12 protein-coding genes are annotated in these 14,113 nt (G+C 32.2%); 3 read left to right on the forward strand and 9 right to left on the reverse strand.

Annotated features, from left to right (window positions below; translation table 11 throughout):
- Nucleotides 1-49: 49 nt before the first annotated feature.
- On the reverse strand, nt 50-1,555 hold the full coding sequence (locus Q0800_RS05855) for a hypothetical protein (protein ID WP_299128298.1): 1,506 nt from the start codon (nt 1,553-1,555) through the stop codon (nt 50-52).
- 151 nt (nt 1,556-1,706) lie between these two features.
- On the opposite strand from Q0800_RS05855, the gene yiaA reads away from it, so the two are divergent.
- A complete protein-coding gene (yiaA, locus tag Q0800_RS05860) occupies nt 1,707-2,192 on the forward strand; it encodes an inner membrane protein YiaA (protein WP_299128299.1) in 486 nt (161 codons plus the stop codon).
- A gap of 231 nt (nt 2,193-2,423) precedes the next feature.
- Here the strand turns inward: yiaA and Q0800_RS05865 are convergent, their stop codons facing one another.
- From Q0800_RS05865 to Q0800_RS05900, 8 genes are all read right to left on the reverse strand, one after another.
- Nucleotides 2,424-4,865, reverse strand: a complete 2,442-nt coding sequence (locus Q0800_RS05865) for a zinc-dependent metalloprotease (RefSeq protein WP_299128320.1) — start codon at nt 4,863-4,865, stop codon at nt 2,424-2,426.
- Between the two features lie 365 nt (nt 4,866-5,230).
- A complete protein-coding gene (locus tag Q0800_RS05870) occupies nt 5,231-7,762 on the reverse strand; it encodes a hypothetical protein (protein ID WP_299128300.1) in 2,532 nt (843 codons plus the stop codon).
- Nucleotides 7,762-8,241, reverse strand: coding sequence for a hypothetical protein (locus tag Q0800_RS05875; protein WP_299128301.1), 480 nt, complete (start codon nt 8,239-8,241; stop codon nt 7,762-7,764). Before Q0800_RS05875 ends, Q0800_RS05870 begins: the two co-directional genes overlap by 1 nt.
- Nucleotides 8,234-9,001, reverse strand: a complete 768-nt coding sequence (locus Q0800_RS05880) for a GLPGLI family protein (RefSeq protein ID WP_299128302.1) — start codon at nt 8,999-9,001, stop codon at nt 8,234-8,236. Before Q0800_RS05880 ends, Q0800_RS05875 begins: the two co-directional genes overlap by 8 nt.
- A 71-nt stretch (nt 9,002-9,072) precedes the next feature.
- Nucleotides 9,073-9,360: a hypothetical protein gene (locus tag Q0800_RS05885; protein ID WP_299128303.1), complete on the reverse strand. Its 288-nt coding sequence runs from the start codon at nt 9,358-9,360 to the stop codon at nt 9,073-9,075.
- Nucleotides 9,361-9,500: 140 nt separating this feature from the next.
- Nucleotides 9,501-11,189, reverse strand: a complete 1,689-nt coding sequence (lysS, locus tag Q0800_RS05890) for a lysine--tRNA ligase (RefSeq protein WP_299128304.1) — start codon at nt 11,187-11,189, stop codon at nt 9,501-9,503.
- A gap of 57 nt (nt 11,190-11,246) precedes the next feature.
- Nucleotides 11,247-12,200 (reverse strand): hypothetical protein, encoded by a 954-nt coding sequence (locus tag Q0800_RS05895; protein ID WP_299128305.1) that lies wholly within the window; start codon nt 12,198-12,200, stop codon nt 11,247-11,249.
- 108 nt (nt 12,201-12,308) lie between these two features.
- Nucleotides 12,309-13,364 carry a LuxR C-terminal-related transcriptional regulator gene (locus Q0800_RS05900; RefSeq protein WP_299128306.1) on the reverse strand — a complete coding sequence of 352 codons (1,056 nt, stop codon included), beginning with the start codon at nt 13,362-13,364 and terminating at the stop codon, nt 12,309-12,311.
- 131 nt (nt 13,365-13,495) lie between these two features.
- Here Q0800_RS05900 and Q0800_RS05905 point away from each other — a divergent pair, with 131 nt between their 5' ends.
- Together Q0800_RS05905 and Q0800_RS05910 are read left to right on the forward strand one after the other, a co-directional pair.
- Entirely contained in the window at nt 13,496-13,654 is a 159-nt protein-coding gene (locus Q0800_RS05905; protein ID WP_092446701.1) for a YqaE/Pmp3 family membrane protein, read from the forward strand.
- A gap of 62 nt (nt 13,655-13,716) precedes the next feature.
- A complete protein-coding gene (locus tag Q0800_RS05910; RefSeq protein ID WP_299128307.1) occupies nt 13,717-14,079 on the forward strand; it encodes a nuclear transport factor 2 family protein in 363 nt (120 codons plus the stop codon).
- Nucleotides 14,080-14,113: the final 34 nt, after the last annotated feature.

Here is a 14,113-nt window from a genome sequence, read left to right on the forward strand (position 1 = left end):
GTTTAAATTCTATTTGGTTTAAATAAGCGGTACTTTTTAATAAAGATTCTTAGTAGTTGGTATTAGAAATAAGAGCAAGGGTTGTAGCGTAAAGGTCTTTTTGTTCTAACTTACTTTTTAGCCATGCGTAAAAACTGATAACAAAAATATCTTTGTTTTTTGAAGCATTTAATTGAAAGTTAAGGTATAATTGTTTTCTGAATTTTTTGTTGTGGGCTAATTCAGGGTTTTTATAAAGTTTCATTGAGAAATCAATAAATAATAGAATTCTAGATTGATCGATATCCTCAAGGTAGTTTGAATAACGTCGTTTAAAACTCCTTATTCGAGACTCTAAAAGCCCGTCATCTTGTAATTCTATGTAAAGTAATAATTCTACTAGATTTTTCTTTAAAACCCAATCGATTCCAGCTTTTTCCGTGTAATATTGGTCGGTATGGTAAAACTTCGCTAGTGTAGATTTGGCGCTATTGAAATCTCCTTTTTGGAAATAGAACGTTGCAAGAGATAAGTTTAAATCTAGTAAAGTTTCAATGTCCTTATGCTTTTTTGAAATTATAGATAAGATGAGTTGAATGGCTTTATCTTGCTTGCCTAAATAGTTGTAATTGAGGGCTTCAACAAGTGTTTTCTTTAATATAAATTCTTTGAAATAGTTCTTTTTGTTAACTTGCATTAAACTTTCCATCTCATTGATATACTTTAAAGACTCCTCAAATTTTTTATTTCTAAATAAGGTATTTGCGATGATATAAACAATGTGAATCTGGTAGAACAATTGTTTGTTGGTCTCTTTTTTTTCTTTCAACAGGTTGTAACTTTTTAATACGAAACCTTCAATTTCGTAATAAGAACTTGTTACGAAGGCTGAAATATTGGCGATCGCTAAAATTTGATACAATGATTTAAAGGATAGTGAATCGTTAAGCTGAATTTTATAATTTTTAAGTATAGCTTTAAGTTCGAATTCAAAATCTACAACGTTGCCTTTGTAAGCAATAGAATTTAAAACACTTTTGAGTTGTGCATAAACAATGTTTAACTGATCTTCTAATTGGTGTTTTTTCTGATTCTCTTTTTGCTTTTTTATTAAGTCTTCTAAATCAGCCTTTGGATAGTTTGGCGCATACTGAATTTTAGTATGGTAGATTTCATTCAGAATAGCATACAACAAGTGTTCATCGGCTAGGCGTTCTGCTTTATCTAATATTTTGAATGCGATATCGTAATTTTTTTGAAGCAAATAAGTTCTTGAAGCCAAAACATACTTTATAACCTGTATGTCTACAGAGTTCTCGTCTTCTAGGTTTTTGTTAGCAGTAAATTCTATTAACGATTGAAATAAACGTTTCCGTAGGGCGTGATAGGCATTACAGTTATCAACTTTGTAAAGTATTCTACAAATAGACTTTGAATCTAACTCGGATTGACCTAAAAGTTGAAATAACTGAATGTTTTTAGTGTCAGCACGTTTATTTTTCGATTTTAAGTAGCCAACAAATTGTTGTTGTTCTTCCGTGTTGTAAGTCTCAATAATAGCTTTTAATGCTAACATTATATCGTCATTAGTATTTAAATAAAGGTATAAAAAATAAAGGTTAAAATATATAAATAATAAAATATATCGTCAGTAATAGATATTTTTTGGTTTTGAAATAGTAGTTGTATGTTTCAAATTTGCCTTGTAATCATTAAAACAAAATGTTATGAATTATCAAACAACAGTATCCTTAAAGGATGATGAAAACGTAAAAAAGAAAAAGAAAGAAAAGAAAATCTATAATCAAAAACCAACGCCTGCTTTTATAGGAGCCTCTTGGACCGCTCTTTTTATCGGAATGATTTCCTATTGCGTAGGACTTTGGAATGCTTCTATGGAGCTTAATGAAAAAGGGTATTATTTTACCATTCTACTTTTTGGATTATTCTCAGTTATTTCAGTACAGAAAGCTGTGCGCGATAAATTAGAGGATATACAAGTTACCGAAATGTATTATGGTATTAGTTGGTTTACCTCAATAGCAGCAATAGTCTTATTGGTCATAGGACTCTGGAATGCAGATTTAGAATTAAGTGAAAAAGGATTTTACGGCATGTCATTTGTCCTGAGTCTTTTTGCAGCGATTGCTGTACAGAAAAACACTAGAGATGTCGCTTATATAGATAAGGAAATTGAAACTAAAGAAGACTAAATTAGTTTTAATGATGGTTAGTTAGTAACCCAAAACCTCGTTACGCTCAATAGCGTGACGAGGTTTTAAAATTCACTATATTTTTTTAAATTATTTATGAGAACAGTTTTATCCTGTACAGTGTTGAGTAATTTTTGTTATTAGAATTCTGTTGACAAATTAGTTTAAAAACTAAAAAGGCTCCAAGTTTTACCTCGAAGCCTTCTTTCCCTAGATTGTCTATTAACGTATCTAGTTCTTAGGATCTAAAATATTATTAACACGTTCAATAGCGTCAGCGATATGAATTCTGCTCATAGCGTCCCCTCCTTTTGCTCGACGTAATTGAGAACGTAAGGTTTTTAATTCTGCTCTTACTACCGCTCTAATATCGGACTGACTCGTGTTTACTGCCGTTGTTTTTACGTAAGGGCTAATACTTCTACCACTTTGATTTTCTGCGGTCATTAAGTACGCTAATCTATCAATGTGAGCACGCTGTAAATTACGTCTGTAAGTATCAATTTTCTTCCCTGTACGCAGCTCGCTCCAAACTCCTTTGCGTACATCGCTCATCATTTCAGTAAGTGAATAGGCTTTACTGTCATACGTATATGCTTCGGTTAAACGTTGCATCTTTCCTAAGCTTAAAATATTGTTTAAGGTTCGGGATTGTATTCTGCGAATTCGCTCAACTGAGCCAGACCATTCAATACGATCAAAAATAGTCTTATCAATTAACCATTCTGGCGTATTAAATACATTATTATTAACCCATGTCATAGCTTCTTTCTGATGTGCTTTTGGTACTGGTGTATAAACAGCACCTGCTTGATCTGCCGTTTTGTAATGCTCGTAAACTCCACCGATGTTATTGGAAACATGACCTGTGTAACGGTTAAATTGTGATACTACATGGCCGTACATTTCTTGTAAGTCATCATACGCTTCGCCAGCCTCTGTAGTCCATTTGATAAGATTAGGTACAATACGCTTTAGATTTTTAACACCATAGTCACTAGCTAGCATGGCGTTGTCTCCTAAATCTTCTGTCTGTGAGCTTGGGTCTACAACATCACCAGCTTGCTGATGTCCAAAACGATACATTGGGTCACCTTCATGATCCATAATCCATTGGTTAAGAATTGGCTTTTCTTCAGTAGCTGTTTTGTCTAAAATTGGTCTATAGCCCCATTCAATAGCGTGTTTATCATAAACACCAATATCAGGCATCAAAGCAACACCTTCATCACCAGGTTGAGCTACGTAATTAAAACGTGCATAATCCATAATAGAAGGTGCAGTACCATACTTTTGTGTAAATTCAGCATCACGTAATTTTTCTACAGGATAAGCAACACTACTTCCCATATTATGAGGTAAGCCAAGTGTATGACCAACCTCATGAGCTGATACAAATCGTATTAAACGTCCCATAACTTCATCTTTAAATTCAGGACTCTGAGCTTCTGGATTGATAGCTGCAGTCTGTACAAAGAACCAACCTCGTAGCAATGACATAACGTTATGATACCAATTGATATCGCTTTCTAATATTTCGCCTGTTCTTGGGTCGCTTACGTGAGGGCCGTTTGCATTTGGTATTGGTGAGGCCAAGTAACGTACAACAGAATACCTAACATCTTCTGGAGTCCATTCTGGATCCTCCTCAACACTTGGTGGGTCTTTAGCAATAATAGCATCTTTAAACCCAGCAGCTTCAAAGGCAACTTGCCAATCTTCTATACCTTGCTTAATATATTTTCTCCATTGCTCTGGAGTCGCTCTGTCTATATAATAAACGATTTGCTTTTTAGGAACAACCAACTCTCCTCGTTTAAACTTCTCAATATCTTCGTCTTTAACCTCTAGTCTCCAGCGGTCTAGGTAGGTTAATGATTTGCTTCTTTGGTTTTCTAAACCATAGTCTGTTGTACTACTTGTAAACCAACCTACACGCTCATCAAAATAACGACGTTTCATTGGGTTGTCTGGAAGTAGTATCATAGAATTGTTAATTTCTATAGAGATACTTCCTGTGCTAGAATTTGATGGTGGTCTGCCAGCAGCATAGGTCTTTACGTGCCTAGCCTCAATATTTCTTGGGTAACTTTTAACGCTCTCAATAAAAGATTTATCGCTCTCTAAGCGTGTAACTCTGTAGCCTGTTCTTCTAAATTGAGGTAAGCCAAGAGATTTCACATCTTTTTCAAATAAAGGTGTGGCATCTATAACTGTGCTTGTAGAATCCTTGCTGTATGCTTTTATAGGGAATGTGTAAAGTACAGGTTCAAAATTTGAGTTTTTTACTGCTTCATTAACTGGCAAAGAATCCGCAGCAGTGACGTTATAGGAAACTACTCTTAATACTACTTTTTTACCCTTTTTTTCCCAGCGTAAAACTTGCTCGTTTTGTTTTCCACCACCAAAACCAAGTCCGCTTGCAGTTTTAGCAATACGAGTTACCATTAGCATTTCTCTGTTAAAAAGTGAATCTGGTATTTCATAATAAAACTTATCGTCTAAAGAGTGCACGTTAAACAGACCTTTATCGGTTTTAGCATCTTTAGTGATAACTTTGTTATAAGGTTTCGGGTCATTTTTACCAGGTTTTTTAGCTGGTGGTTTGGCCATTGCTGAGGCATCTTTTTTTGACTTGCTCGCTTTTTTTGCTGTAGAACAGGAAAATACCATAAAAGCGGATACTACAAAAAGTAGTTTAATAGATAGTTGTTTCACTTTTTCTTAAATTTTAAAAAATATGCACGAAAGTAGTGATTCTATTGAGAATCTTTCAATTTTATAATTGACTTTAGTATTTATTTAACTTGATTTTTAAAGCGTATCCATATAGCTTTGAATGTTGGGGTTTGTTCCATACTCTAATACGATAGGAGGTTTAGGAGCTGGATTCATTTCATCATCATAACCACAAGATCTAGAGGACTGTTAACAACAGTATGAGAACATATTTTTTTATTGCGAATAGGTTTTTTTAATAGCGACGTGAAAGTACTAAAATGTATTGAACAACAACATATTAATTTAAAGAAAACTACTTAAAAAGTATAAGCCAAAGAAGCTATAAATCTTCTTTGTGGCAAGTTAAATGAAGACAAAAATTCACCAGTATTAGAAGAGCTACTAGTAACAATGCTTTCTGTATTTAGTACATTAAATAATTGTAAATATCCTTTAAAATTACTTTTCTTAGGTGTGTAATTGAGATTAAATGAAGCAAAGTTTACGGCTTTTACATCATTTCCTAGTTTAATATGATCATAATCTCCTTTTAATTCAAAGTTTCCAAATTCCCATGTTAAATAAACTTTAGTGCTATAATTTAACACATCATTTGTGCCTAAATCAGATTTAAATTCACGATAATTTAATTGGGTAGTAGTACCAATAAAAAGTTCTTCTGTAAAACGCCTGTTAAACTTCATCTCTGCAGAATAAACTCTATTATTAATTTTATTGATAATATCATTATTATCCTTTATAAATGAATTTACTAATGAAGGATTTAAACTCACTTCGAAAAAGAAAAGCTTCCATAATAAAGTATTGTATTTAGCTATTACACCTAATGAATAAGTGTCCCTATCTGTAATTTCTATATTATTAATACTGTTGTTTACATCAATGCTAAAATCTGATAATAAAGATTTACTGTTATGTCTTAGGTTACTGGATATGGATATATTATCTAAATTCTTAATAGTTGACAGACTATACGAAAATTGTGAACTTCTATTAATATCATTAGTTGAATTTATACCATAAGAGCTATTGAATGAATCAAGAACATTAAAAGGTGTAAAAGGATTATTCAATACCCAATCCGTAGTACTCTCTGCTAAAAAAGAATGGGTTGTTTTTTCATTTTTTATTTTTAGACTAGCTTTTAAAAGAGGGGTAAATTTTAGATATGAATAATCACTATCAAGATCAAAAACGTATAGATTAGCTCCAGGACTTATGTTCCACTCTTTTGTTTTTGAATTTTTTACCCAATCAAACTTTATTTCATTAGTCATTAATTTTTCTTCATTAAAAAATGTGTTGGCATTATCTATTGAATTTAGATTTTGCTCAATTCCACTAAGCTTACTTTTTAAATAAATTCCTGCTATAGAACTGTCTTGTTGTTTATGTAATAATGAAGCATTAGCATAATAAATATTTTCTCGTGTTTTCAGTTCTTGATTTATGTTGGTAAACCCATGATTATTTAGTTTTTGATTTAGAGGTTTATAATGGTATCCTGCATTTAAAACTAAAGGGATGTTATTAGACAATAACCTCTCATACTTAATATTTAAATTGAAATGTTGTCTAGATTCATCAATAAGTTGTTCATTGAGATCTCCATTTAAATCAATATCTTGCTGGTAATCATGGCTTAATTTCTTAAAATACAGGTCTGTTTTAAAGATTGATTTTTGATTTTTATGCAGGATTCCAATATTATTTTCTGAATTAATATGATTAACGCTTTGGTTAGTAAATTCATTTCTTATAATAGGTTCGTCATCTACAGTAAATTGTGAAGTTACAGTCTTGAATCTGGTTAGTTCTTCTCTGATATTGTTGCTTTTAATTAGTAATTGTGTTTTTTTTGATAATTTAATTGTTGTATTAATACGAGATGAATATGTGTCGTTAAAGTCAGTCGCATCGATACCATTTAATCCAGTTGCATTTAAACTAGATAGTGATGTATATGGCGCGTAATGGGATGTTATATCCGTATTTAAAAGTTCATTATTAGTCATCATCTTATATGATTCACTAATTCCTGTATTTTGATGCCTCAGGTTTACAAAAGATGTTATCCATTTTGCATTTTGTAATAGGTTTATTCCTATGACTCGTCCAGATGAAATACCAAGGCCTCCTTCAAGAGTTCCAGAAAAAAACAGTTTATCTTTAAATTCTAAATTCATGGCCATGGCATCTTTGGCTATAAGATCAGAATTTGTATCATCCTTATAGTTTTCAATAAATTGAATTTTGACCATTTCGTGAGGTCTTATTTTATCAAGAACACTTTTATAGTCATTATCAAATATTTTTGTACCGTTTATTAGTACATCTGTAACTTCTTTTTTATTGTAGATTACTGTACCATCATCCAAAACTTTGACGCCTTTTATTTTTTTTAAAACGTCTATAACATTACGTTCTTTACCATTAACTATTTTTGGTAGACTTATAGTTGTGGTATCACCATGTTTTCGGATATAGCCAGAGGCTTGTATTAATACTTCGTCTAGATTTTCTATCTTCTGCATCAAATTAACAATTATCACAGGGTTAGATGTGCTAAAAGTTATACTCCTAGTCCATTTTTTATAGGCGACATGAGAAGCTTTAATCTTGTAAGTACCATAAGGGATATCTAAAGAAATACGCCCATTAATATCAGTACTATTAATAGTTACAATGTTACCATTATTGTCAAGAACAAGTATTTTAACATCTGCTACAGGATTTAAATTTAAATGATTTATAGTTTTGACAGTTAAGTTTTGACATAAACTAAATAATGGAAAGAAGAGTATTGATAAAAAAAATATACGCTGCATTAAGTTCCAGCATTTTTAAAGATCAGTTTAGGCTGTGTTTTTGTATTTTTTAAGAGCAGTGAAACTATAATTTTTTCGAGTATTTCGAATTTTTGTTTTGGTATAACAAATTTATAAGATGGAATTTCCTGTATTGTTTCTCCAGTCTCACTATTAATATGCTTATAGGATATAATTTCACCATCTAATATTTTTACTGTCTCTTTAAATTTATTTGATTTAATATCAGTTGTTTTAAAGGTGTATTCATTAATATTTATGATAAAATTATTTTCAAATTTATATATCAAAAATGAATCATCATAATCATCATCAAAATTTAGAAGATAGGACTCGTCAGATTCTTTATAAGAATCTAAAATTTTTTCTAGAAGTTGATTTAACTTAGAGGTGTTCTCTTTATTTAACTTATCTTGAGCGAGAGATAGGTTAATAACTAAAAAGAAAAATACGAATGAATTTGTTGCGTATTTAATCATTGATTTCTGGGTCTAATTTATTAGGTAATATTTCTATCCTGCGACTATTAAAACTACTTTCACTCCCTGGGTACTGAGATTCAATTTTAGTTATTATATCATACCATTTATTTAAAAAAACTACTACAAAATCATTGTATGATAGTGTATATTTACTTTTATCAAACAATTTGTGTTTATCAATATTTGTCATTGTTGTAAAATCAGGATTTTCAACTATTGATAGTGTTTTGATTTTTACACTTTCGTCAAAACTATTCACTTCAAGAATCATACCAGGCGCACCAATGAATTTAAATGGGCCACCTGGGATTGGTATATTCTTTGCGTAATATGCTTCATAATATCTACCTCTAAATTCAAAATATAAATTTTGGCATTCTATTTCTAAAATTATTTTTTTCTTGTGTCCTTTTTTGTAAGCGATGCATATAGTGTCTATTATATGAGCTTGTCCATTATATTTTGTGTACTCTATGGTTTTAGTTTTTAAATTTTTTAATCTTTCAAATTTTAGGCTGTCACTAAAATATTTTGTTTTTGTCTCATATAATACGCCATTTGGTTTAATAACAATGGTGTCTTTATCTATTCTATACTCAATAGATTTTATTCCATTAGATTTTGTTATTAAATGGTAGGCGTCATTCGTACTCCATCTTAAACTTGGGTCGTTAATGTTAACGTCATATTTTATAGTGTAATTTTGCGAGAATGACTTAAAACAAATAAATGATAAAATAAAAAACAATAATCTCATAATACGGACTTAAAAACTGTAAACAAAAAAATACGCCAAAAGCATTAGTAAGAATTAGGCGCAATTTGTTTTTAGTCTTTAATTATAGCTGTAGCGGTAGTAGTACTAGCCATTGCCTGGCATGCAGCCACTCCAGCTGCTCTTGCTTTTGTTTGAGCTAAAAAATTAGCCCCCGCCCGAGCATCTGTACCTTCGTATGTTACACATGCTCTATTGGTAGAAGAGTTGTCTCCACCACAAGAAGTTGTTACCGTTCTACAGACCTGACCTTCAAGAGGTATGCTTTCCATCTCAAAAAAAGCAAGTTCACTTGAATTAGTCGTATTTGCACTGTTTTCATTAATTGGCGCAGATGACATACTTGCAAATGCAATAATCGCAATACTTAATAAAATTTTCATAATCTAAATGATTTAAGGTTAGATTACTAAACTAAACTAAACTAAACTAAACAGCAAATTAAATCGTGATTAATTCTTAAAACAGAATGACAAATAACTTATATAATTTCCACAAACAAACCTTCCTCAGTTTTTTCAACTTTAGTTAAACCATGTTTTCCAAGACCTTTAATCCCTTTATCCCAAGCTTTATTGCTTAGGCCAGACTGGGATTTAAGCTCGTTTAATACCATACGTTTTTGAGATTTAAGAACTTCAAAAATGGCTTTTTCATTATCACTTAAAGCGACTTGCTTTTTCTCTGGTCGCATTTGTGGGAAGAACAAGACTTCTTGTATACTCTCGTTGTTGGTTAAAAACATAATTAAACGGTCCATACCAATACCCATACCAGAGGTTGGTGGCATACCGTATTCTAATGCACGTAAAAAGTCGTAGTCTATAGTTCCTGTAGCTTCATCGTCACCCTTCTTTGCGAGTTCTAATTGATGCTCAAAACGTTCGCGTTGATCAATAGGATCGTTAAGCTCAGAATAAGCATTTGCGATCTCTTTACCACACACCATAAGCTCAAAACGCTCTGTTAATTCTGGGTTTTCTCTGTGCTCTTTACAAAGCGGACTCATCTCTTTAGGATAGTCGGTTATAAAAGTGGGTTGTATGTAGTTGCCTTCGCATTTCTCACCAAAAATTTCATCAATAAGTTTGCCTTTACCCATAGTGGCATCAACTTCTATGTTCATGCCTTTGGCAGCCGCTCTAATCTCATCTTCAGATTTGTTATAAATATCAAAACCTGTAAATTCTAGTATAGAATCTCGCATAGAAATGCGCTTATATGGTGCTTTAAAGTCAACTTTATAGTCCCCAAAAGTAGCTTCTGTGGTACCGTTTACTGCAATAGCACAATGTTCTAATAGCTTTTCGCAGAAATCCATCATCCAATTGTAATCATTGTAAGCCACATAAATTTCCATGGCTGTAAACTCAGGATTATGGGTTCTGTCCATACCCTCATTTCTAAAGTTTTTAGAAAACTCATAAACGCCATCAAAACCACCAACAATTAAACGCTTTAAATAAAGCTCGTTGGCTATTCGCATGTACAAAGGGATATCTAAGCTATTGTGGTGTGTTACAAACGGACGTGCTGCTGCACCACCAGCGATAGGTTGTAATACTGGTGTTTCTACTTCAAAATAACCAGCATCATTAAAAAACTGACGCATGGCATTAAATAACTTGGTACGCTTTACAAAAACATCCTTAACATGAGGGTTTACAGCTAAATCTGCATAACGCTGTCTGTAGCGTTGTTCAGGATCTGTAAATGCATCATAGGTCACTCCATCTTTTTGCTTTGGTATAGGCAAAGGTTTTAAGGCTTTACTTAGTAACTTAAAATCTTTAACCATTACGGTTTTTTCACCAACTTTTGTTGTGAATAATTCGCCTTCAATACCCACAAAATCCCCTAAGTCAATTAACTTTTTAAAGACCTCATTATACAAGGTTTTGTCTTCGTCTCTACAAATTTCATCACGGTTAAAATAAACCTGAATACGACCCTCACTATCTTGTAACTGCGCAAAGGATGCCTTACCCTGGATGTTAATAGCCATTAGACGACCCGCTATAATTACGGTCTTTCCTTCTTCATAATTAGATTTTATCTCTTTAGAGGTGTGATTTACAGGAAATAAATCTGCAGGATATGGATTAATCCCTAAAGCACGTAATTTGCCTAACTTTTCGCGTCGTACTAATTCTTGTTCTGAAAGTTGCATTCTTGTTATTTTAGATTAGCAAAATTACATTATTTGATAGAATTTGAGAACTGCTTTTTAATTTGATTTTATGACGTCTAAGTTTTGCTTAAGACCATCATTTTTGGGATGCAATTTTATAGCTTTTTCTAGTACTTTTATAGCTTTTTCTTTTTGCCCTGTAACTCCTAGAGTATTAGCTAAACTCATATAGGATCTTGGTTCATTAGGAAATAATTCGGTATTTAATTTAAAGACAGCAATAGCTTCGTCAATGTGATTGGTGCCATATAATATACGCCCATAGGTGTTTAATTCGTGCATACTAGTAACAGTCTCTTTGTATTTTTTCAATAGTTTTTTGCGTTTCTTTTTTAAGCCTTTTACACCTTTTTTCTTCAGAATTTTGTCTACTGTAGCTGCGATTTGGTAATTGGGTTTGTAAGTGTTTGTAGTCGTTATGTTTTGTATGTCTACTTCAAAACTTTGTACAGGGTGCTCTACAATACGGTTAACTTCTTTGCCATTTTTGTAGAATATTACCGCAGGCACGCGATGGATGTTTAAGCCGGCTTCTTCGTGCAGTGGGCTTTGTTTATACATATGGGCTTGTCTGCTGACGGCAACAACAGTTAATTGATTCATGGGAAAATTACAAGCCTCTAAAACTTTGTATAATCTTGGCACTTGCTTTTTACTATCACCACACCAAGTACCCATAAAAAGGGTAATGTTGTAAGCTTTTAGTTTTGAAGCAAAGCTGTTAATTAATTCCAAGTTAGGTTTATAATCCTCGTAATTTTTTGTAAACCACGTTTTGTAATTATCACTTTGTAAACCTGTTTTATCTATTTTACCTAATAAAAAAGGGGTTTTGGTGTTTTCTGTAATTTCTATATTAAGGTTTTGCGCATGTAGCTGAAAGGTTAAGGCAAATACTAGTAAGATGCTGTAGATAATTATTTTAATATTAAAGAATTTATTACCGCTATTAATTAAAGTTGTAAACGTAGTAGTTAGTGTTTGTTTCATAAATAATTGTTTTACGATTTATATTGAAACAAACATCTACGATTAAGATGTAATTTTTTAAAATATAAGGTTTGAAATTGGTACTAGTACTAGGGTTGAATTTTGCAACTATCTAATAAATAATGACTTTGCACCATCTCTGGATTGTACATTCAACTTTTTGTAAATATTATTTGTGTGAGATTTTACAGTGCTAACACTTAGAAAAAGGGCTTCTGCAATATCTTTATTGGTTTTATTTAGCAGTAAATACTCCAAAACTACTTGCTCTTGTTTAGATAGTCTTGCTTTTAAATCTTTGGTTTTAGAAAGTTTTTGTTTCCTGCTACGAAAAAGTAGAAATGCATTTAGTAAAATTGAAAGTGCAAGGATAATAAACAAGTATATATCCCATTGCGAAGTGGCTGTACCTTTAGATGTTGCCAACATGTAACGATCTGCTGTAAGCTCATTTTTGTACTGAATAGTGTAGGGTGCGTTTGGGTACTTTTTTTCGAGTCTGGCTTTAAGATCATCGTAATATGAGTTGTGCTGTAAATCTTCTACATAATAGCTGTGTAAATCACTACCTCTGTCAGATAAATATGAATATACAGAGAGTTCTGCAATGGGTTCGTTTAAAGCTTCGCCATACGCTTGTAGCACTTTAAACCATTTTTTGTTATTCAATTTTCGGTTGGCTTTGCTTCGTACTTCGCTATAAGCAAAGCGCATGTCATTTTTAAGAGAGTCAATTCTTAAAAAAGCGTTGGCTTTAGGATTACTAGATTCTATCTTACAGAACACTTGGTTACCAAACGAAAAAGGAAGTTTTAAGGTATCTGTGTTTTTGGCAATAAAGAGTAACTCTTCACTATCACTGCAATGACCATTAAAATGGTTTAGATCTTGTTGTGTTTCTGTACATTTATCAACATGGATACGGTAGATACGATTTTCAGCATCTAACATATTGCCTTTAAACTCAAAAAAGCCAATTTTATCTGCTGTGGTCTTAGCAATAATTTGTTCAGAATATACACCAGACATTTTTCGGTAATCTTCTACAATAGAGAGGTATACTGTGTTTTGCCATTCCTCAGGATTTGTATAACCCGAAAAAAAATATTGCGCCTCACAGAACAATGAGGTTAATACTAAGATTATAAAAATTCTAACTTGCATAAAACGAATCTACATAATTTTAGGGTAATCTAAGTGTACTTTTTACGCCTGTAACAAATTTAATAAAACCACGTCATACAGATACACCAAATCAGTTGCGTAGAACTATTTTAGCATTAAACAAAAATTATATGAGTATATGGCGTGTTATATTGTCAATTATATGTCCACCTTTAGCAGTTTTAGATAAAGGTTGTGGTTCTATTTTAATCACATTTTTATTGTGGCTTTGCGGATGGGTACCAGGTGTTATTGCAGCCTTGGTAATCCTTAATAATCCCGAACGCTAACGGATGCTTGGTTAGTGTCATTATATTTTTTAATTTTAAAGGAATCATAAATTAGGAAAAAAATGACAACAAAAGACATCGCGGAAAAATTGGTTTCTTATTGTAGAACTAAGCAAGAAGACAAGGCCTACCAAGAGCTTTATAGCCCTAATATTACAAGTATTGAAATGGCAGAACCTATGAAAGAAGTCCATGGTTTTGAAGGTTTACAGAAAAAAGGGCAATGGTGGCAAGATAATTTTGAAGTTCATGACACTAAGGTTTCCGAGCCTTTGGTGGCAGATAGTCATTTTACAGTTAAGTTTTGGATGGATACTACTCATAAGCCAAGTGGACAGCGTTCTCAAACCGATGAGATTGCAGTTTATGAAGTTAAAGACGGCAAAATTTGGAAAGAACAATTTTTTTATAATACAGAAGGTTAAGCACAAAAAAACTTAAAATATTAGCGGTAAATAG

The sequence above is a fragment of the uncultured Winogradskyella sp. genome (genome assembly GCF_937958655.1).
GTDB lineage: Bacteria > Bacteroidota > Bacteroidia > Flavobacteriales > Flavobacteriaceae > Winogradskyella.

Coding starts and splice junctions, on each gene's coding strand:
- Q0800_RS05855 (WP_299128298.1), bottom strand. CDS start 1,555: ATGTTAGCATTAAAAGCTATTATTGAGACTTACAACACGGAAGAACAA.
- yiaA (WP_299128299.1), top strand. CDS start 1,707: ATGAATTATCAAACAACAGTATCCTTAAAGGATGATGAAAACGTAAAA.
- Q0800_RS05865 (WP_299128320.1), bottom strand. CDS start 4,865: ATGGTATTTTCCTGTTCTACAGCAAAAAAAGCGAGCAAGTCAAAAAAA.
- Q0800_RS05870 (WP_299128300.1), bottom strand. CDS start 7,762: ATGCAGCGTATATTTTTTTTATCAATACTCTTCTTTCCATTATTTAGT.
- Q0800_RS05875 (WP_299128301.1), bottom strand. CDS start 8,241: ATGATTAAATACGCAACAAATTCATTCGTATTTTTCTTTTTAGTTATT.
- Q0800_RS05880 (WP_299128302.1), bottom strand. CDS start 9,001: ATGAGATTATTGTTTTTTATTTTATCATTTATTTGTTTTAAGTCATTC.
- Q0800_RS05885 (WP_299128303.1), bottom strand. CDS start 9,360: ATGTCATCTGCGCCAATTAATGAAAACAGTGCAAATACGACTAATTCA.
- lysS (WP_299128304.1), bottom strand. CDS start 11,189: ATGCAACTTTCAGAACAAGAATTAGTACGACGCGAAAAGTTAGGCAAA.
- Q0800_RS05895 (WP_299128305.1), bottom strand. CDS start 12,200: ATGAAACAAACACTAACTACTACGTTTACAACTTTAATTAATAGCGGT.
- Q0800_RS05900 (WP_299128306.1), bottom strand. CDS start 13,364: ATGCAAGTTAGAATTTTTATAATCTTAGTATTAACCTCATTGTTCTGT.
- Q0800_RS05905 (WP_092446701.1), top strand. CDS start 13,496: ATGAGTATATGGCGTGTTATATTGTCAATTATATGTCCACCTTTAGCA.
- Q0800_RS05910 (WP_299128307.1), top strand. CDS start 13,717: ATGACAACAAAAGACATCGCGGAAAAATTGGTTTCTTATTGTAGAACT.